This is a genomic window from Parendozoicomonas sp. 2304DJ65-17, assembly GCF_058148445.1.
Window position 1 is genome coordinate 870415 of record NZ_JBYVJV010000002.1, and the last position, 19597, is coordinate 890011.

Genomic DNA, 19597 nt, shown 5'->3' on the forward strand with positions numbered 1-19597 from the left:
ATACTTGAGTTAACAAAAGTTAAAGCACACGCAAATGGAGACTCAATTATGGAAAGAATGACAACTATGGTTCAGGCCGCCCCCAGCAATCTGCCAGAGATATTTACAATTGGTGAAGATACGGTGTCAATGAAGGCCAATGTTTTTGGTCACGATATCGAAGTTGTTACTCCTAAGCCGACCGAAGCATCTGTAGAGGCTCAGGTAACTAAAGCTCAGAAAAAGTACCTGCCTGATTATAAAATCTCCGTTGTTCGCAGGGCTTTAAAGTTTTTATCAGTTGTTTTTTCACGTCCTTCACGAATTAAAGCGGCATTTGCAGAGGCTCGTCAGTCAACGAACTGGCTGAAAATGGAGCTGCGAAAGTCTGAAGCGGACAGCCAGTTGTTAACTGCTGGTTTGAAAGTACGTGATTGCGTCGAAGAAATTGTAAAGTTTGCAAATGCTCAGGGCGCTGTTTTGCCTGCACCTCTTAATGTCGATATGTGTGAAGCCACTCTTGCCAAATTACAAGAAGCGGTAAAAGAGACTGATGGTGATCTTTTTGAAGGGGAAATGGCTCATAAGCAGTTGGAGGAATTTACTCAGTTGGTAGAAAAGTTATCAAAGGCTTTGGCAACGGCAGAAGAGTTGGCTATTGAAACTATGGCTCTTGATAAGGGGCTGCAGGATAAACCCGGCATCAAGGTAAGAGTCCTTGATCAACCCATTGCTTACGAAGCTGCTGATATTACTGAGTAAGAGTTTCTTTTAGACGGTAAGCCAAACCGGAGATACAAAGTGTCTCCGGTTTTTTCTATCTGGCAACGTGTGCTTCCATCGTTTGATACGTTGTCAATAATTCTCTTTCGTGTTTTATGCGTAGTGAAATCACTTTTAGGCATAGGTGTCTGTCTCTTTTTCATGGACACATGCACTGCTGTTGCCTGAACCCATCTGATAATTTTCCCAAAGATAAACTGGTATTTCTTTGCATTATTTTCAGGCAAAGATTTTTTATGTAGATGTTGTGCGTTTTTAGCTCGCAGGTTTCTGCCTGAGCTTCGGAGAAAGAGTTTATGGAAAAGGCTCACACTGCGGATGGCTCCATTAATGACCGTTCCGCATCGAGTCGCAGTAACCTGGAGCCCCTTTATTTGTTGGGCGGCCTGGCTCTGTTTTTTGGATATATTGGCAGCACCATGGGAGTGACCAATATGTTCAATACGATTTTTGCTACAGCACATGACCTGTTGTTAAACACCGTCTTTTACATAATGGGAATAACGGTTATTGCTGGAGCTTTCAGTCGTCTGCTGGTTGAGTTTGGCTTGATAGCGGTTTTAGAAAAAGTTTTAGCTCCGTTAATGCGCCCTGTGTTCAATTTGCCTGGTCGTGGGTCCCTGGCTGGTTTGATGACGTTCTTCTCAGATAACCCTGCAATTATCAGTCTGGCTCACGATACCCGTTTCAGTGGCAGCTTTAAACGTTCTGAGCTGGTTTCACTCACTAACTTCGGCACAGCATTTGGCATGGGGCTGGTGGTTATCACTTTTATGGCGACCCTCGACACCGGGACCGGTGAAAGCAGCTTTATGCCGGCGATGGTTGGCTTTGCGGGTGCTGTTGTTGGTTCCATTATTTCTACTCGCCTGATGCAGCGCTTTGTTCGGCCCTTCTTTGAAGAGATTGGTGAAGAGATCGAAGTCAGTTCTTCAGATAATCGTGAAGAGAGTGCTGAAGATGCAGATCAGCCTCAACAAACAGCCTGGTTGCGTGTTTTGAACTCGTTGCTTGATGGTGGCAAATCCGGCGTTGAACTGGGGCTGGCAATTATTCCCGGCGTGCTGATTATCAGCTCTATTGTGATGATCATGACTTTCGGTGCTCCTGAAGGCGGTTACACGGGAGCAGCTTATGAAGGTGTTGCTCTGCTGCCATGGTTGGCTGGCCATGTGTCCTGGTTGTTCTTTGGTTTGTTTGGTTTTCAGGCTCCGGAACTGGTGGCATTCCCAATGACGTCTCTAGGTGCCGTAGGCGCTGCGATGTCTACCGTTCATCCATTTATTGCCAAAGGTATTATCGGTGGTAATGAGATCGCTGTGTTCACAGCGATGGGAATGTGCTGGAGTGGTTATCTGAGTACTCATACCGCAATGCTGGATACGCTGGGTTATCGCAGCCTGACCTCCAAGGCCCTGCTTGCTCATACCGTTGGTGGTATTGCCGCAGGTGTTGTGGCTCGGTATCTCTACCTGCTGGTGACAATGCTCTGATCGCAAGTGGGTTCGAAGTAAAACACAAGAGGCCTGAGCAATGTTTGCTCAGGCCTCTTGTGTTTTATAGTTGTAATTCTTGGTTCAAATAATCCGGGTAAGGTTTCTTTTGCGGATCGGTGTAAAACAGCACTTCCCGCAAAGGGCATAACCCATTTAAAATAAGTAGTTTTAATCTGGAGCTTGCAGGAGCACTCCCATTAATCCCATATTTCGAAAGGGACAGTCTTTAGGTGCCAGCTTTACCTTCTTGCTGGCGCTGTCCCTGGCTTTGATATTTGTTGATCATCGCTTTGATTACCTTACCCAGGTGCGTAAAGCCCTGTCTGTTGTGGTTGCTCCTATTCAGTGGCTGGCCGATACCCCTGCTCGTTTAACCGATGATGTTCGAACTGTTGTTATCTCCCGTACGGAACTGACTCAGGAAAATGCTCGTCTCAAAGCCCGCACACTGATTCTTGAACAGAAAGTCCAGAAACTGGCCTCCCTGAATGCTCAGAACGTTCGTTTGCGGGAGCTGCTCAACTCATCCCGACTGGTTGATGAAAAAGTTGTTGTTGCAGAATTGATTGGCATTGATCCTGACCCCACGATTAAACAAGTTCTGATTAACAAAGGTGATCAGGACGGTGTTTATGTTGGTCAGCCTTTGCTGGATGCTACTGGTGTTATGGGGCAGGTAATTCAGATCAGCCCATTCAATAGCCGGGTTATTTTGATTACTGACAGCAGCAATCGCATTCCGGTACAGGTGAACAGGAACGGCTATCGTGCAATTGCCGCTGGTACTGAATCTGGTACTGAGCTTGAGTTGCTACATGTGCCAGCTACGGCAGATATAAAAGAAGGTGACCTGCTGGTGACTTCGGGTATGGGGCAGCGTTTCCCGGTGGGATACCCTGTAGCTGAAGTAAAAGATGTTCATAAGAATGCCGGTCAGCCGTTTCTTACTATTCATGCTCAGCCTTTGGCAAGATTGAATCGTAGCCGCCTGGTGATGCTGGTGTTTATTTCTGAGCGGGAAATTTACGGGCAGGCAACTCCGATTGCTCCTGACGGTACGGATACTGAAACAGCTGGAGAGGGAACATCTCAATGAGACAGAGACATGCCCACTGGCTGGTTTGGTTAACTATGCTTCTGGCGGCAGTGCTCAGTTTGCTGCCCATGCCTGATTTAATTTCCTATGCCCGTCCGGCTTGGGTGCCTCTGGTCGTGGTGTTCTGGATGCTCGCATTGCCGCAGTATTACGGGTTGTTTTTCGCCTGGTGCTCCGGGCTGATTATGGATGTGCTGTTTGGCACTGTATTCGGGCAAAGTGCCATGGCTATGTTGTTTATGGCCCTTGCTGTCAACCAGTTACATCGGCGATTAAAGATGTACCCCTGGTGGCAGCAATGTTTTATGGTGCTGATAATTGTTGGGTTATACCAGTTAACAGTTCTCTGGATTGGTAACGCAACCGGTCGAGTTAGCCCGTCGCTACTTTATCTATTGCCATCGGTAACCAGTGCTTTGTTATGGCCGTGGCTGGCTGCTTTACTGCATAGTCTGCGCAGACGTTTTGTTGTTATCTGACCTGTTTTTCCCAAATATCGTTTGGGGCGTTTCTGTTTTAGGTAAATGTATACGATGACGGCTTCACCCTTTCTTTATCTGGCTTCTCGCTCCCCTCGACGCAGGGAACTGCTAAAGCAGGCAGGTATTCCTTTTCGCTTGCTGGACGTAGAGGTGGATGAGTCAGTTCTTTCTGGTGAGATTGCTACAGGCTATGTTGAGCGACTTGCCCGAAAGAAAGCTGTTGCAGCCTGGCAAACACTTTCTGCTGTCAGTGGAAATGAGCTGGCACCGGTGCTTGCCGCTGATACAACTGTCGCGTTGGGAGCACAAATACTATGCAAGCCGGAAACTGAACAACAGGCTGTGCAAATGCTGATGCAATTGCAGAAGCAGGTTCATACTGTACATACCGGTGTTGCTCTTTGTTATGGTGAGAGAATTGAAACACGAGTGGTAACAACCATTGTACGTTTTGGCGAATTTTCACAGGATACTGCCGAACAGTATGTGAAAACCGGAGAGCCAATGGATAAGGCTGGTTCCTACGGCATCCAGGGCTTTGGCGGTGTGCTGGTGGCAGGAATTGAAGGCAGTTACTCAAATGTTGTTGGGTTGCCTGTTTATGAAGTTGTCGAGCTGGCTCGACAGTTCAATGTACCGTACTGGCAGAAGATTGCTGATGAGGGGGATGGTCAGCAACTTTAGCAAATGATTTCTGAGCGAGTCTTCCAATCTGATTCGCTCAAGACAAGGGCTGGGGGTTAGGGATGAGTGAAGAAATACTGATGAATATCACGCCCATGGAGTCTCGTGTGGCGTTGGTGGAAAATGGCGTTCTGCAGGAAGTTTATGTGGAACGCTATCGAAGCCGGGGTATTGTCGGGAATATATACAAAGGGAAAGTTGTTCGGGTCCTGCCTGGTATGCAGGCGGCATTTGTGGATATAGGCCTGGAGCGTGCGGCTTTTATCCACGCCAGTGAAATTTATGACCGGGCTGATAAAACCGATGGACAGGAACCTGGAATTGTTGAGCTGGTTCATGAAGGCCAGGCTCTGGTCGTTCAGGTTACCAAAGATCCTATTGGCTCCAAGGGCGCTCGCCTGACCACTCATATTTCTATCCCAGCCCGTTATCTGGTGTTTATGCCCCACAATACTCATGTGGGTATTTCCCTGCGTATTGAAGATACTGAAGAGCGTGATCGTTTGCGGCTGATTGTTGAGCAGATGATGGAGAAGGAAGAACTCAAGGATAAAGGCGGCTTTATCCTGAGAACTGCAGCTGAAGGAATCAGCGAAAAAGAGGTTCTGGCTGATATTCTTTTCCTCCACCGCCTCTGGGAAACCGTTGAGGAGCAGCGTAAGTGCAGCAAAGCGCCGTCCTGCATTTATGAAGACCTTCCGCTGCACCTGCGCACCATGCGGGATCTGGTTGAGCCAGATATCGAAAAGATCCGCATTGATTCAGAAGAAACCTTTAATAAGGTAAAGAAGTTTGTTCGCAAGCTGGTTCCCCATCTGGATGGCCGGGTTGAGTTCTATACGGGGGAACGCCCGATCTTTGATCTGTTCAGTGTGGAAGATGAAATTAACCGGGCTATGTCCCGTCGGGTAGAGCTGAAATCCGGTGGTTACCTGATTCTTGACCAGACTGAAGCTATGACCACCATTGATGTAAATACCGGTGGTTTTGTTGGTCACAGAAATCTTGAAGAGACTATCTTCAAAACTAACCTGGAAGCTGCCCACGCTATTGCCCGCCAGCTGCGTTTACGCAACTTGGGGGGCATTATCATTATCGACTTTATCGATATGGAAGATGTGGAGCACCAACGGCAGGTGCTGCGGACTCTGGAGAAAATGCTGGAGCGGGATCACGCCAAAACTAATATAACGGGCGTTTCCGAACTGGGGCTGGTTGAAATGACCAGAAAGCGCACCCGGGAGTCTCTGGAAAATACTTTGTGTGAACCATGCCCCACCTGTCAGGGGCGAGGTACACTGAAAACAGCAGAGACTGTCTGTTATGAAATATTCAGGGAAATAATGCGGGAAGCCCGTGTTTATGAGAGCGACAGCTATCTTGTGCTGGCCTCTGAACAGGTAGTGGACCAGCTTTTGGATGAAGAGTCCGACAATGTTGCGGAGCTGGAATCGGCCATGAAGAAAACCATACGTTTTCAGGTTGAGCCCCGTTACAGTCAGGAACAGTTTGATGTGGTTCTGGTTTAACCAGAGCGGAAAGCCTCTACAGACCCTCAAAATGGAAGTGAAGATTTGAGTCTGGATGTGTTCAATAGCCGGTGCCTCTGCACCGGTTCTGTGTATCTGAGAATGGGCGAAGTAAACGACCTATGAGACGTATCGCCCTGCATATTTCCCGTGCAACAAAAATTACCCTGGTTTTTTCGGTGGTGCTGCTGGCACTATTGCTTTCGGCTGCCCGTTTCCTGCTGCCCATGGTGGATGACTTACGTGGGCAACTGCGTAATCAAATCAGCAATGCGGTGAATTCTGAGGTTTATCTTGGTGAGCTGTCTGGCGCGGTTGTTAATTTTAACCCTGCCGTTGGTATTAGCGAGCTGATTATTTACCAGCCGGATAATCCTGATGTACCCAGCCTGACGTTAACGGATATCGTGCTGGAACTGGATACCATCAATACCCTGACAACCATGAAACCCGTTTTCCGGCGAGCTATTTTTGGGGGCGGTGAATTGCGCCTTGATGGGCGACAAGGAGCTATTGAGCTTACTGGTTATCCTCGCAAACCGCCGAAAAATAAAACTGAAGCCGCGAGAAGAACAGATGTCCGAGGGTTTATTGATCTTTTAAGCCAGCAACAGCAAATTGATTTCCGCAATTTTCGCTTGGTTTTTGCTATGCCTGCCGGAGAGCAGAATGAAATTACTGTTCAGCGCATAGCTTTGTCTGGCCCACCAGATTCCCGCAAACTGGCTGCCATTATTGAAACGGAAAACAATGAGCAAATAAGCCTGACCTTGAATATTGCCGGTCGGGCTTATAACTGGCCGGATGTGATGATTAACGGATATGTTTCATTACCGTCCGTAAACCTGAAAAGATGGCTGCCGCTGCTGCCAAAGGCGTTGCGCGATGAAGGCGGCATTCAGGTAAATCAATTACGGGCGGGAAGTGAGTTGTGGTTTTCTTACTCACCTGTAGGGTGGGATTTCCGTGGCCAGCTCCGTGCGGATATGTTGGATGTGGACTGGAAAGATCAAGCTGTTCCTCCTTTGACCGCACTGAAAACTGATGTTGCGCTGAAGTTTGCCCGTGAAAAACCTGCGCAACTCTGGTTAAGTGATTTGTCATTCCTGTTTTCCGGCTTTCCTTATCCTGAAAGTAATGTGTTTATGGAGTGGAAGAGAAAGGGCGATCGTAGTTTTACCTTTGCTGCTGACAAGGTACATCTCCAGCCGCTGGCCCTTTCTGTGAATGCATCCAATCAGCTGCCGGAACTGGTTGATAAGGTTGTTTCTACACTGGCTCCCCGGGGAAAACTGAAGAACCTGGTTCTGCGAGCTTATCCTGACCGAAAACCATTTGATTTTGATTTGGCTGCGGATATGCAGGGTATTGGTGTTGATCACTGGTATGGTGCGCCTTCCGGAGAGCGTATAACCGGCAGCTTCCGAATGAATGCTGATTCGGGAGTCATTGACGTAAACAGTGCTGGTTTCACTTTGGGGCTGGATAATGTTTTTGAAGATGTCTGGGTTTACGACCGGGTTGCAGGCCGCTTGTACTGGCGCATTGTGGATGATGTTTATGTACTGCGCTCTGATGGTCTCTCTTTGACAGGTGGTGAAGGAGATATCAGAACACGACTGCGCCTTGATATTCCTTTTGATGGTGACCAGAGTATCTGGATGGCACTGGAAGCCGGTATTACCGATGGCGATATCGCCTATACCGGTAAATATCTTCCTGTAAAAGGCGCTATGTCTGATGATCTTGGCAGCTGGCTTAATGGTGCTATTAAAAGTGGAGATATCAGTCAGGGAGCGTTTATCTGGAATGGCCCTCTCGACGGTCCGGATATTGAAAATAGTCTGAGCTGGGGACTTTTCTTTGATATTGCCAATACCAGCCTGGCCTTTGATGCGGATTGGCCTGAGTTAACAGGTATTAATGGGCTGGTGTCGGTAGATCAGGATGAAGTTCTGGTAAAAGCTGACAAAGCCAAGATCTACAACAGCCGCTTAAGTGTTGTGACTGCCAGAGTGCCTGAGCTTCTGTCTGATAAGCCTTTGATGCTTAATGTAAAAGGGCACGCAGCCAGTGATGGTAAAGATGGTTTGCGGATTCTTCAGGAAACTCCCATTGCTACAGCCATGGAGCATGCGGCAGATAACTGGGATATGTCCGGTAAGCTGGGCGTAAACCTTGATCTGGATATTCCGTTAACCAGTGGCCCTGAAGGTGATTATAAGGTTGCCATCAAACTTAATGACAACAGGTTGGTTATTCCTGAAGCCAGGATTGAAGCTTCTCATCTCAATGGCGATTTATTCTATTCCTCTGCGAAAGGACTTTATGGCAAGGGGCTGACGGGTGAAGTATTTGGAAAACCTGCATCGTTTAGTCTGTTAACGAAGACATCAGGAAAGTCCCAGACCACACTTCTGGATCTCAGAAGCAAAATCACTATGGATGCTCTCTCTTCCTGGTTGGGGCAAAACTTCCATGGTCTGGTAACAGGGGAAACAGATTATCGAGCAAGGGTGAGTATTGGTCGTACAGCTACAGTTGATGTCACCTCTGACCTAGCCGGTGTGACTACCACACTGCCAGCTCCACTGGATAAAACCGCTAAAAGCAAAGAGCCCCTGAATGTCAGCGTGAATGTTGTTAAGGATAAACCTCTGAATATAACTGCTAGCCTGAAGCGTGATATTTTCGTAGCGATGGATATCGGTGAGAAAGATCAACTTCTCCGCTTAGGGGCAAACTTTGGCTCAGGGAAACCGAAAATGCCTGAAAAAGGTGTTTTGGTGACCGGGCAACTTGAAGAACTGAAACTGCAACCCTGGGTAAGCTGGTGGGAAGGTTTTTCAAGCAAGAGTCAAAATCAAACGGGTGTAAGTGGGAACTCGCTTTCTACTGGGAAAGCGGCAGCCGGTGTTTTTTCATCAATAGAGGTCGAAAATTTAGATATTAAGCACCTCTATTGGCAGGAAGAAATCTTCACTGATTCTATGGTGAATGTATCTCGTCAGGATGCCGCTTGGGAGCTATGGCTAAAAGCTCCTCAGGTTGAAGGTACCGCAGTTATTCCAGATAACAATGGCCCCTTGTCATTGGATATCGCCTACCTTGATCTTGCATCATCATTTCTGCCGAGTCATGAAGTCTCAACAGATGAGCAGGGCAATGCCGTTGTGGAAGAGGCCGAGGATGATATTGATCCTCTGCTTGATGTGCGGCCAGACTCTCTGCCGGATATGAATGTATCCATTAAAAAGATTCGGTTGAGTGGGGAAGATTTCGGGTATCTGTCTTTTAACAGTCGTACAGTTAAAAACGGCCTGAAAGCCAGCAATGTGAAAGGTGTTCTGGGCGGTGGCAATATAGATGGGTCGCTGCAGTGGATGCTGAAAAATAAGGAGCATCACACCTCTATCAATGCAGTGTTCAACAGCTCTGATGTTGAAAAAATGTTGACCCAGTGGGGATATCCCGAGTTAATGACCGGAAAAAAACTGGAGGGCAGCGCAAGCCTGAATTGGCGTGGGTCACCAGCTGATTTTGATATTGATGATGTTGTTGGCGATCTGAGTGTTGATATCCGGGAGGGACGTTTTCTTTCAGTTAACACGGCCTCTACAACTGGAGCATTGAGACTCTTCGGGGTGTTGAACCTAGATGCCATAACCCGTCGGTTGAGGTTGGACTTTTCTGACCTTTTCAGTAGTGGTATGAGTTACGACAAGGTTGAGGGCAAGCTGGATTTCAATAATGGACTTATTGTTTTCAGTGAGCCGGTGACAGTGAAAGGCCCTTCATCAGACTTTCGATTGGGAGGCCAGCTCTATGTTCCTGATCGTACGTTGGATATGGAGTTGGTGGTTACTCTTCCTGTTACCCAGAATATATCAGTGGTCAGTCTGTTATTAGGGCAGCCTTATATTGCCGGTGCCGCTTATCTGTTTGATAAACTTCTTGGCAGTACAGTGGAGCAGTTCGCCAGTTTGCGATATGAAATCAAGGGCAGCTTCTCTGAACCGGAAGTGAAACTGGATCGCTTATTCTCCAATAAAGTTAAAGAGAACAAATAAAGGTGAGTGGGCCGGAAGTGATTCGTGCAGCAGTTGTTCAGATGAACTCCGGCTCCGATGTGCCAAGTAACCTTATTACTGCCGCTGAACTTATCGCCGAAGCAAAAGCTCAAAAAGCTGAACTGGTTGTTCTGCCCGAATGTTTTTCCTGCATGTGTGGCGACCTCAAAGGTCTTGGGCAAAAGGAAGCAGAAACAGGTGATGTTCAAAAGTTTCTCTCCGAACAGGCCAGCCTTCACCAATTAATACTGGTTGGCGGTACGACACCAACTACCCAGAGTTTTGAGGGCAAGGATGGCCAGGGTAAGAACTGGGCAACCTGCTTTACCTATGGCCCTGACGGTGAGCTACTTGCCCGTTATGACAAGATCCATCTCTTTGATGTCGATGTGGCAGACAGCTATGGCGCTTATCGAGAATCCGATGACTATCATCATGGGAAGCGAATAGTTACGGCTCAAATGCAGAAAACGACATTGGGCTTCAGTATCTGTTACGACCTTCGGTTCCCGGAACTTTATCGTGAGCTTGTAAGCCAAGGAGCTGAAATCATTACTGTCCCTTCAGCATTTACTCATGTCACTGGTAAAGCGCATTGGGAAGTTCTGGTGCGCGCCCGGGCGATTGAGAGTCAGGTATTTATATTGGCGGCTAACCAATGTGGCAGTCATCGCTCTGAGGGAAAGGCCACTAGACAAACATGGGGGCACTCCATGATTGTTTCTCCTGCGGGAGAGATATTAGTGGGGGCGGGTAATGAACCCGGAGTGTTTGTGGCTGACCTTGATTTATCGCAGCAGGGTACAGTTCGCAAAACTATGCCCTGCTTGAAGCATCGTCGCTTATAAGGTGCTGTTACATTTTTCCAGATGTTCTTCCACCATAAACAAACGATCCTGCCCAAAGTAATGCTCGTTGCCAATAAACATGGATGGCGCGCCAAACACTCCTCGGGAAACTGCTGCTGATGTATCGTTCATCAGCTGTTCCTTAACCTTTGGATCAGCTGTCAGAGTAAGCAGTTTGTCAGAGTCAAACTGTGCAGATTTTAACAACTCGGCAACAACCTCACTGTTGCCCATATCCAGTCCATCTACCCATAGCCCCTTAAATAGCAGCTCAACAACTTCTGTAAGCCGCTCTGGCTCTGTCATTTGAATACCGGTTGCAATACGCATCAAAGTGACCGTATTGATAGGGAAGTTCTTGTTAAAGGTAAATGGAATCTGGTAACGCTCGGTATAACGAGCAAGATCCCTCAACATGTACTGTCCTTTAGCTGGAACAGCAATAGGGGGGCGGTTGCCAGTTGTTTTGAAAACACCACCGAGCAAAATGGGTTTTATGTTGAGCTCAGCGTTGTTCTTCTCACATATCTTGGGCAGCTGAGTCCATGCCAGATAAGAAGCCGGGCTGCCAAAGTCAAAATAGAAATCTACAGCTTTTGTCATGATTATTCTCCGGTAGATAAGTTTGGTTTTCAGGTATTACCAGCGTTCTGACCAGGGGCGCAGATCCAGTTCAAATGTCCATGCGTCCCTGGGTTGGGTATGAAGGTGCCAGTAGTTTTCGGCGATATGATCAGGATTCAAAATCCCATCATTGTCTTTACGGGCGTAAATCTGTGGGAAAGTGGTTTTGATAAAGTCGGTATCTATTGCCCCATCAACCACAACATGGGCGACATGAATGTTTTTTGGCCCAAGCTCTCTGGCCATACTTTGAGATAAAGCCCGGAGTGCATGTTTAGCACCGGCAAAAGCAGCAAAGTTTGCGGAACCTCTGATTCCCGCGGTCGCACCTGTGTAGATAATCGTTCCACGCTTGCGAGTGACCATACGACGAGCGACTTCTCTCCCGGTAAGAAAACCGGCAAAGCAGGCCATTTCCCAAATCTTGAAGTATTTACGGGCTGTTTCATCCAGAATGCTGCAGGGAACATTGGCGCCAATATTGAAAACCATCACTTCAATCGGACCGATAGTGGATTCAATATGTTCGACCAGTTCTTCTACCTGCTCTTCTTTTCGGGCATCCGAGCCAAACCCATAGGCGTCTACCCCCAGTTCCTTTAGTTCATGGATCAGAGGTTCCAGTTTTTCCTGGTTTCTGCGGGTTACGCAAAGAGTGTATCCCTCTCTGGCAAAACGTTTTGCTATGGCTCCTCCGGTGGCATCACCGGCTCCAATCACAAGCACGACCTTTTGGGATGGTGTGTCTTGAGGGCTGCTACTCATGAAGACCTCTGTTTTTATTATAAGTATCAAATTGAAACCCAATGGTAAGTTTCAATTTGATACTGGTCAATATAAAATCCGGGAATAAATATTTCGGAGAGAGAAATGCGCTGGACAGAGTTAGGCGACGAAGTGTGCTCAGTTGCCAGAACACTATCAGTGATTGGCGATAGCTGGACGCTGCTTATTGTCCGGGATTGCTTTCTGGGAACCCGACGATTCAACGACTTTCAACAGCGTCTTGGTATCGCCCGTCCGCGATTAAGTGATCGCTTGAATCTGCTGGTGGAAAATAATGTGCTGGTTAAAAAGGCCTATCAGGAATCGCCAGTGCGTTATGAATACCGGCTGACTAAAAAAGGGGAGGATCTTTACCCGATTATTATGGCGATGGTCAGCTGGGGAGATCGGTGGATGGATGATGGCCGTGGGCAGCCCATGATTTATTTCCACAAAGCTTGTGGACAGCAAACAGAGCCCGGAACCGTTTGTTCTCACTGTGGAGAAGCGTTGGAACCCCGGCAGATATCACCGCAACCTGGCCCGGCTATGCTGGCAGAGATGCAGGATAAAATGAATGCGGGCGTGTCTGTAGAAGATATTCAGAAATCAGCCCCGGCCATGTTTCGGAACACAAAAGCAAAAATAGCCGGTTAATATTCTTTCCCTTGATATTGCCTCATTCATTCCCCTCCCATACCATGAAGAATGACGTAATTCAGGGAACACCTGTCAGATGAGCGATATCCTGGCCCAGGCTAAACAGCAGTTGCTTGCTCCTTCCGCCCTCGATGAAGGCCATTTGGAGAAAGTTATTCACGGTATGCTGGGGCATCAGATTGATGCTGCAGATCTTTATTTCCAGAGTCAGCGCCACGAAGGTTGGGTGCTGGAAGATGGTATTGTCAAAGAAGGCAGTTACAACGCCGACAGGGGTGTTGGTGTGCGTGCTGTAAGTGGTGAGAAAACTGGCTTTGCCTACGCCAATGATATTGCCCTGACTTCTCTTGAAGCTGCTGCTGGAGCTTCCCGTAGTATTGCCCGCGCTGGTCAGAATGGTCAGGTGCAAGCCTGGAACCGAACTCAACCTCTGGCTTTGTACAACGACGCCAATCCTCTTGATTCCATGTCTCGTGATGACAAGGTCAAACTGCTGAAAGATATGGATGCGGAAGCACGCCGTATCGACGATCGCGTAAAGCAGGTGAGTGTCAGCCTGGCTGGTGTCCATGAGTATGTGCTGGTTGCTGCTGCAGATGGAACCTTATCTGCAGATATTCGCCCCCTCGTTCGTTTGAATATTTCCGTGATTGTTGAAGAGAATGGCAAACGTGAGCGTGGTTCTTACGGTGGTGGTGGTCGTGGTGACTACAGCATGTTTTTCCAGAATAACTTGTGGAAAAAGTATGCGGCTGAAGCGGTGCGTCAGGCACTGGTGAATCTGGAAGCGGTGGCTGCGCCAGCTGGTGCTATGGAAGTTGTTCTGGGTGCTGGCTGGAATGGTGTACTTCTCCACGAAGCTGTAGGTCATGGTCTGGAAGGTGACTTTAACCGTAAGGGCAGCTCCATGTACTCCGGCCGTATTGGTGAGCGTGTGGCTTCACCTCTGTGTACCATTGTTGATGATGGCACTATTGCTGGACGTCGTGGATCTCTGAATATTGATGATGAAGGTGTGCCTTCCTCCAATACCGTGTTGATTGAGAATGGTATTTTGAAAGGCTATATGCAGGATAAAATGAATGCCCGTTTGATGGGTGTTCAATCCACAGGCAACGGTCGTCGTGAATCCTATGCACACCTGCCTCTTCCTCGTATGACCAACACTTATATGCTGGCCGGCCAGCATGATAAAGATGAAATCGTTGCCTCTGTAAATAAAGGCATTTATGTCGCAAATATGGGCGGCGGTCAGGTGGACATCACCTCTGGCAAGTTTGTGTTCTCAACCAGTGAAGCCTATCTAATTGAAGGCGGTAAAATTACAACTCCCGTGAAAGGTGCCACCCTGATTGGTAATGGCCCGGATGTGATGAATAAAGTGTCCATGGTGGGTAATGACCTTGAGCTGGATACCGGTGTTGGGGTGTGCGGTAAAGAAGGTCAGTCTGTTCCTGTTGGCGTTGGTCAGCCAACGTTGAAGATTGATGAAATTACTGTGGGTGGCACTAGCGCCTGATTTTTCTTCTCAATTGAAAAGGCCCATTGCTGAATCAGCGATGGGCCTTTTTTTAATGTTCGAATTACTCTTCGCTCACTTCACGCAGGTAGCGGAACAGTTTCTTGCTCTGTGCTGCTTTCTTTTCTTCAGTTTTTTCTTTGTTGGTATTACGGATGAGCTGGCGAAGCTTCTGGGCATCAGCTGCCGGGTGGTTATCAAGAAACTCAGTCACAACCGCATTGCTGTTTTCACCTAACAGGCGATCACGCCAACGTTCCAGCAAATGGAAGTGGCGGTTGTATTCATCACTGCTGGTGTCCAGTAGAGCCAGCTGGCGGCGAATACCTTCAATGTCCTGATCCAGCATCAGTTTGCCGATAAAGCCGAAGTGGCGCTTACGGGCATTGTGGCTGGTGATGCGCTTGGCTTCTTCCAGGGCATCAATAATGCGCCCTTCGAGAGGAAACTTCTCCAGCTGGCCTGGTTTCAGGTTGGAAAGCTTTTCTCCCAGCTCACGAAGTTCGTGGGCATCCCGTTTCAGCTCGGATTTGCTGACCAGGATAATTTCTTCGTCGTCCTTCTCGTAGAGATCGCTTCTGTCTTTGCGCATTCTGCTGCCAATATATGAAATATGAGCGCTATTGTAGGCTGCGGTTTACTCTCGGAAAAGCCCAGTTGTAGAATGGATGAAAACCTACAGGATAGGGAGTTGTAATGAACAGTCAGGTGCAACCGGTTATTGATCCGGTACTTGAGGAGCAGCGTCTGACCACGCTGGTATCCGATATTATTGATGAAGCTCGCAAACAGGGGGCAACTGCCTGCGAAGTGGGTGCCAGTTCGGATGCCGGTTTGTCCACCACTGTGCGCATGGGCGAGGTGGAAACTGTTGAATTCAATAAGGATCAGGGATTCGGCATAACGGTTTACTTTGGCCAGCGCAAAGGTTCTGCCAGCACCAGTGATGATACGCCGGAGGCGATTCGTGACACGGTACGTGCGGCCTGTGATATTGCCCGTTACACCAGTGAAGATCCCTGTGCTGGCCTTGCTGATGCGGATCAGATGGCCACCAATTTCCCAGACCTGGATCTTTATCACCCTTGGGGAATCAGTGCAGAAGACGCTATTGAACGGGCCAAAGAGTGTGAAGATGCTGCCCGTGGCCACAGCAACCTGATTATTAACTCTGATGGTGCGACTGTGAATTCCCATCAGGGTTGCCGGGTATACGGTAACAGTCATGGATTTATTGGCCCCCATCGTTCCAGCCGCCAGAGTGTCAGCTGTGTAGTGATTGGCCAGCAGGGTGAAGAGATGCAGCGGGATTACTGGTACACAGTGGCCCGTGATGGCAATAAGCTTGAAGGTATGGCCGATGTTGGCCGTAAGGCCGCTGAGCGTACCCTGGGACGTTTGGGAAGCCGTAAGTTGGCTACCGCCAATGTACCAGTCATTCTCAGTGCAGAGCTGGCAGGAGGCTTTGTCGGCCACCTAATGAGCGCTATCAGCGGTGGCGCTCTCTACCGGGAATCTACCTTCCTGCTAGATCATCTGGGTAAAAAGATATTTCCGGAGTGGGTTAATATCTATGAACGTCCACATATGAAAGGCGGAATGGGCTCAGTTGCCTTTGATGGCGATGGCCTGCAAACCCGTGACCAGTCATTTATTGTTGACGGTATGCTGGAAAGCTATCTGCTAAGCACATATTCCGCCCGTAAACTCGGTATGACCAGTACCGCCAATGCGGGTGGTGCTCATAACCTGTTCCTGGACAGCAATGCCGGTGATCTGAAGTCTCTGTTGAAAGAGATGGGAACTGGCTTCCTGGTCACCAACCTTATCGGTCAAGCAGTGAATATGGTGACGGGTGATTACTCCCGTGGTGCTGGCGGCTTCTGGGTCGAGAATGGCGAAATTCAATACCCTGTATCTGAGGTGACTGTTGCCGGTAACCTTAAAGATATGTTTATGAATTTGCGCTGCGTGGGTAACGATGTTGACCGCCGTGGCAATATTCAGAGTGGTTCCCTGCTGATTGATGGAATGACCGTAGCTGGGGAGTAACAAACTTCCACAATTGTTGTTTTTCTATCATCTAAACTTCCCGGCTGTATCTGGCCGGGAAGTTGTTTATGAGACCACTGTTTTTTCTTCGCACTCTCTGTTTTTCCTGTCTTTTATCATCCGGACTCCTCTGGGCTGACACCCTTGTTCGGGGATTGCCAACCAAGCCGGTCTCTCTTGACCCTCACCGCTTTCTGGGAACGCCAGAAGCAGCGGTTCTTAAAGATATGCATGAAGGGCTTACTATTCAGGACGAGTTTGGTAAGCCTGCTCCGGGTGCTGCTGAAAGCTGGAATGTGTCGGAAGATGGCAAGGTCTGGACATTTCATATTCGCCAAGGGTTAACCTGGTCTGATGGTTACCCCCTGACCTCCGACGACTTTCTCTATAGTTTTCGTCGTTTGGCTGACCCTGTAACACGGGCGCAATATCGCTGGTATCTGGATCTGGCGGGTGTAGTAAATAGTCGCAAAGTTGCTGCTGGTGAATTAGCAGCAGAACATTTAGGGGTGAGTGCTCCTGATCCGCACACACTGGAAATTGAACTTGAAGCATCACGGAGCTGGTTGCCAAATTTGATGACCTTCCCGGCATTTCTTCCTGTTTCGCAGCGGGCAATAAAGCACTGTGGGCCCCTTTGGGCTGAACAGGATGGCTGTGCCGTCAGCAATGGACCTTATCGCTTTCTTTACTGGAAAGAAGGGCGGATACAGCTGGGGAAAAACTCTTTCTATCGTGAACCTTTGAAATCATCTCCTGAGAAGGTGGCTTGGGAAGTATTTGGCAGCATATTGGATGAGTTGGTTGCTTTTCGGGAAAAGAGGCTAGATATTTCGTCTCCCATTCCTGCTGAATTGGGTTTGCTTCAGGGGAAAAAACAATTACTTGATCGACAGATGCGGCAGCTCAATACAACTTACCTTGTATTGAATACCAGAGATCCGCAACTGTCTTTACCTGTGCGTAAAGCTCTTGCGGGAATTCTTGATCGTCAGGCTCTTTTTCCTGGTGGTAATAAATCAGATCAGGCCTGGACGCTGATCCCACCCTGGACTCAGGGTTACCTTTTTCAGCAGTCATCAGAAGCAGCTCTGTCACAGGGACGGCGTGATGATGCTGCCAGAAGTATTCTGCAACAGGTTGGTGTTGATGAAGCTAATCCTGTTCGACTTCAACTGTTAACAACGCACTCTAATTACAGCTGGCCGGTAAATTCTATTGTTGTGCAGTGGCGAAGATTGCCAGGCGTTGAAGTGGAAGTGGTAAGTGTGGGTTGGGAGGAATATATCGATCGGTTAAATCGCGGTGATTACCAGATTCTCCTGAGCCATTGGTTGGCAGCTTATAACGATCCTTCAGCTTTCCTATTATTGGGCAGCAGGAGCTTTACCTTCTTTCCTCCAGGGTTGATGGATGAAAGTTATGAAAAGGAATTTATGTCTGCCATGAGCCAGGTTGATCCTGCTGAGAAATATCGCCAGCTTGAGCAGAAGTTTTTGGATAACTATTCACTGATTCCTCTATCACATATTCGGGTGTCCCAGTGGGTGCAACCAGAAGTGAAAGGATTTGATATGAAAAACCCGGAAGGCTGGCTACCCAGCTACAGATTGCAGCTGGAATCAGGCGTAAAAAATTGAAGCAAGGCCAAGGAAGGCAAAGAAACCAACAACATCAGTAATTGTTGTGAGAATTACGGAACCAGCCAGAGCGGGGTCAATATCCACTGACTTCAAGAACAGCGGTAGCATTGCACCGGCGAGAACGGCAACAAGAAGGTTAATAATCATCGCCAACCCGATGATCAAAGCAATGGTTGGATCGTTAAACCAGAGCATGGAAGCTCCGGCAACAACTGCCGCCCAGATGCCGCCATTTAACAGTCCCACCATAAACTCGCGGCTTAACAGCCATGAGGTATTGGATTTACCTATCTGCCCTAAAGCCATAGCACGGATTATCAGGGTTAAAGTCTGGCTTCCTGCAATGCCGCCCATGCTGGCAACAATGGGCATCAAAACGGCCAGAGCGACAACCTTATCAATCGTGTCCTGAAATAACCCGATTACACCGGAAGCGATAAAGGCCGTAATTAAATTAATTCCCAGCCACAAAGCACGGCGGCGTGAGGTTTTGATAACAGGAGCAAAGGTGTCTTCGTCTTCATCCAGGCCGGCCATACTCATAATCGAGTGCTCGGCTTCTTCCCGAATAACATCAACAACGTCGTCTACGGTAATTCGTCCCAGTAATCGACCATTCTCATCGACAACTGGCGCGGAGATTAAATCTTCCCGTTCGAACAGTTGGGCAACGTGGGTTTCTTCCATATCCACGGGAATAGCCTGATCAGATTCGTCCATAAGAGATGACAGCAGATCATCGGGATCGGCGGTGAGCAAATTAGCAATGGATACAGAACCCAGCAGGAAGTCCTGACGATCAACAATCAAAACTTTGTCTAATGGTTCTGGCAATGACTCATGGCGGCGCAGGTAGCGCAGAGCAACATCCACATCAATATCACCACGCATGGTGACAGTGTCTGTGTTCATCAGGCCACCGGCGGTATCTTCCGGGTAGGCCAGAACTTCTTCAACCCGATGGCGGTTCTGCTGATCCATTGAGTTCAGAACCTGACGGGTAATACGTGTAGGGAGTTGCTGCAGGATGTCGGCCATGTCGTCGACATCCTGGTCTTCCAGGATATCAATCAGTTCGGCGACATTCATTTGATCGATAAAGAACTGGCGAACTTCTTCACCCAGCTCATTCAGAACATCACCTTCGTCTTCAACTGGAATGAGTTTCCAGAGAATACTCCTCTGGCGTGGGGGCGAAGACTCTAGAAGGTGAGCTATATCTGCAGCAGACAGGCTCCCCAGCATTTGCCGGGTATGATCGGGCATATTACCAGAGAGGACTTTATCCAATGCCTCAAGTTGGTCTTCCGAAAGTGCCAGTGATTGTTGTTGCTGCAACATAAGAAATCACGCGGTTGAAATTATTG

Annotated in this window: 16 protein-coding genes; 12 read left to right on the forward strand and 4 right to left on the reverse strand. The window is 48.3% G+C overall.

Translation table 11 applies throughout. From position 1 onward, the window contains the following. Nucleotides 1-48: 48 nt before the first annotated feature. The 8 genes from ACY2RR_RS08920 to ACY2RR_RS08955 all read left to right on the forward strand — a co-directional run bounded on the left by ACY2RR_RS08920 (nucleotide 49) and on the right by ACY2RR_RS08955 (nucleotide 10967). Nucleotides 49-741: a hypothetical protein gene (locus tag ACY2RR_RS08920; RefSeq protein ID WP_490107785.1), complete on the forward strand. Its 693-nt coding sequence runs from the start codon at nucleotides 49-51 to the stop codon at nucleotides 739-741. Between the two features lie 317 nt (nucleotides 742-1058). Next, the gene (locus tag ACY2RR_RS08925; RefSeq protein WP_490107786.1) at nucleotides 1059-2255 is read left to right on the forward strand and encodes a CD0519/CD1768 family membrane protein; all 1197 of its coding nucleotides are present in this window, start codon (nucleotides 1059-1061) and stop codon (nucleotides 2253-2255) included. Between the two features lie 208 nt (nucleotides 2256-2463). After that, nucleotides 2464-3354 (forward strand): rod shape-determining protein MreC, encoded by an 891-nt coding sequence (gene mreC / locus ACY2RR_RS08930; RefSeq protein WP_490107889.1) that lies wholly within the window; start codon nucleotides 2464-2466, stop codon nucleotides 3352-3354. Then, the gene (gene mreD, locus ACY2RR_RS08935; protein ID WP_490107787.1) at nucleotides 3351-3833 is read left to right on the forward strand and encodes a rod shape-determining protein MreD; all 483 of its coding nucleotides are present in this window, start codon (nucleotides 3351-3353) and stop codon (nucleotides 3831-3833) included. The genes mreC and mreD overlap by 4 nt, the downstream gene beginning before the upstream one ends. A gap of 54 nt (nucleotides 3834-3887) precedes the next feature. After that, nucleotides 3888-4520: a Maf family protein gene (locus ACY2RR_RS08940; RefSeq protein WP_490107788.1), complete on the forward strand. Its 633-nt coding sequence runs from the start codon at nucleotides 3888-3890 to the stop codon at nucleotides 4518-4520. Nucleotides 4521-4582: 62 nt separating this feature from the next. After that, nucleotides 4583-6049 (forward strand): ribonuclease G, encoded by a 1467-nt coding sequence (gene rng / locus ACY2RR_RS08945; RefSeq protein WP_490107789.1) that lies wholly within the window; start codon nucleotides 4583-4585, stop codon nucleotides 6047-6049. A gap of 122 nt (nucleotides 6050-6171) precedes the next feature. After that, nucleotides 6172-10119, forward strand: coding sequence for a YhdP family protein (locus ACY2RR_RS08950; RefSeq protein ID WP_490107790.1), 3948 nt, complete (start codon nucleotides 6172-6174; stop codon nucleotides 10117-10119). Between the two features lie 2 nt (nucleotides 10120-10121). Next, the gene (locus tag ACY2RR_RS08955; RefSeq protein WP_490107791.1) at nucleotides 10122-10967 is read left to right on the forward strand and encodes a carbon-nitrogen hydrolase family protein; all 846 of its coding nucleotides are present in this window, start codon (nucleotides 10122-10124) and stop codon (nucleotides 10965-10967) included. On the opposite strand, the gene ACY2RR_RS08960 is transcribed toward ACY2RR_RS08955, so the two are convergent. Then, a complete protein-coding gene (locus ACY2RR_RS08960; RefSeq protein WP_490107792.1) occupies nucleotides 10962-11570 on the reverse strand; it encodes a 2-hydroxychromene-2-carboxylate isomerase in 609 nt (202 codons plus the stop codon). The two genes, ACY2RR_RS08955 and ACY2RR_RS08960, sit on opposite strands and share 6 nt — an antisense overlap. Nucleotides 11571-11606: 36 nt before the next feature. After that, nucleotides 11607-12356 (reverse strand): SDR family oxidoreductase, encoded by a 750-nt coding sequence (locus ACY2RR_RS08965; RefSeq protein WP_490107793.1) that lies wholly within the window; start codon nucleotides 12354-12356, stop codon nucleotides 11607-11609. A 105-nt stretch (nucleotides 12357-12461) separates the two neighbouring features. On the opposite strand from ACY2RR_RS08965, the gene ACY2RR_RS08970 reads away from it, so the two are divergent. Together ACY2RR_RS08970 and tldD are read left to right on the forward strand one after the other, a co-directional pair. Next, nucleotides 12462-13013 (forward strand): winged helix-turn-helix transcriptional regulator, encoded by a 552-nt coding sequence (locus tag ACY2RR_RS08970; RefSeq protein ID WP_490107794.1) that lies wholly within the window; start codon nucleotides 12462-12464, stop codon nucleotides 13011-13013. A gap of 79 nt (nucleotides 13014-13092) precedes the next feature. Continuing rightward, nucleotides 13093-14535 (forward strand): metalloprotease TldD, encoded by a 1443-nt coding sequence (gene tldD, locus ACY2RR_RS08975; protein ID WP_490107795.1) that lies wholly within the window; start codon nucleotides 13093-13095, stop codon nucleotides 14533-14535. A gap of 64 nt (nucleotides 14536-14599) precedes the next feature. On the opposite strand, the gene yjgA is transcribed toward tldD, so the two are convergent. Next, entirely contained in the window at nucleotides 14600-15127 is a 528-nt protein-coding gene (yjgA, locus tag ACY2RR_RS08980) for a ribosome biogenesis factor YjgA (RefSeq protein ID WP_490107796.1), read from the reverse strand. Nucleotides 15128-15231: 104 nt separating this feature from the next. On the opposite strand from yjgA, the gene pmbA reads away from it, so the two are divergent. Both pmbA and ACY2RR_RS08990 read left to right on the forward strand, forming a co-directional pair. After that, nucleotides 15232-16587, forward strand: a complete 1356-nt coding sequence (pmbA, locus tag ACY2RR_RS08985) for a metalloprotease PmbA (protein ID WP_490107797.1) — start codon at nucleotides 15232-15234, stop codon at nucleotides 16585-16587. A 68-nt stretch (nucleotides 16588-16655) separates the two neighbouring features. After that, nucleotides 16656-18227, forward strand: a complete 1572-nt coding sequence (locus ACY2RR_RS08990; RefSeq protein ID WP_490107798.1) for a peptide ABC transporter substrate-binding protein — start codon at nucleotides 16656-16658, stop codon at nucleotides 18225-18227. Here the strand turns inward: ACY2RR_RS08990 and mgtE are convergent. Further along, complete coding sequence (gene mgtE / locus ACY2RR_RS08995) at nucleotides 18210-19571, reverse strand: magnesium transporter (protein ID WP_490107799.1); 1362 nt, start codon at nucleotides 19569-19571, stop codon at nucleotides 18210-18212. The two genes, ACY2RR_RS08990 and mgtE, sit on opposite strands and share 18 nt — an antisense overlap. Nucleotides 19572-19597: the final 26 nt, after the last annotated feature.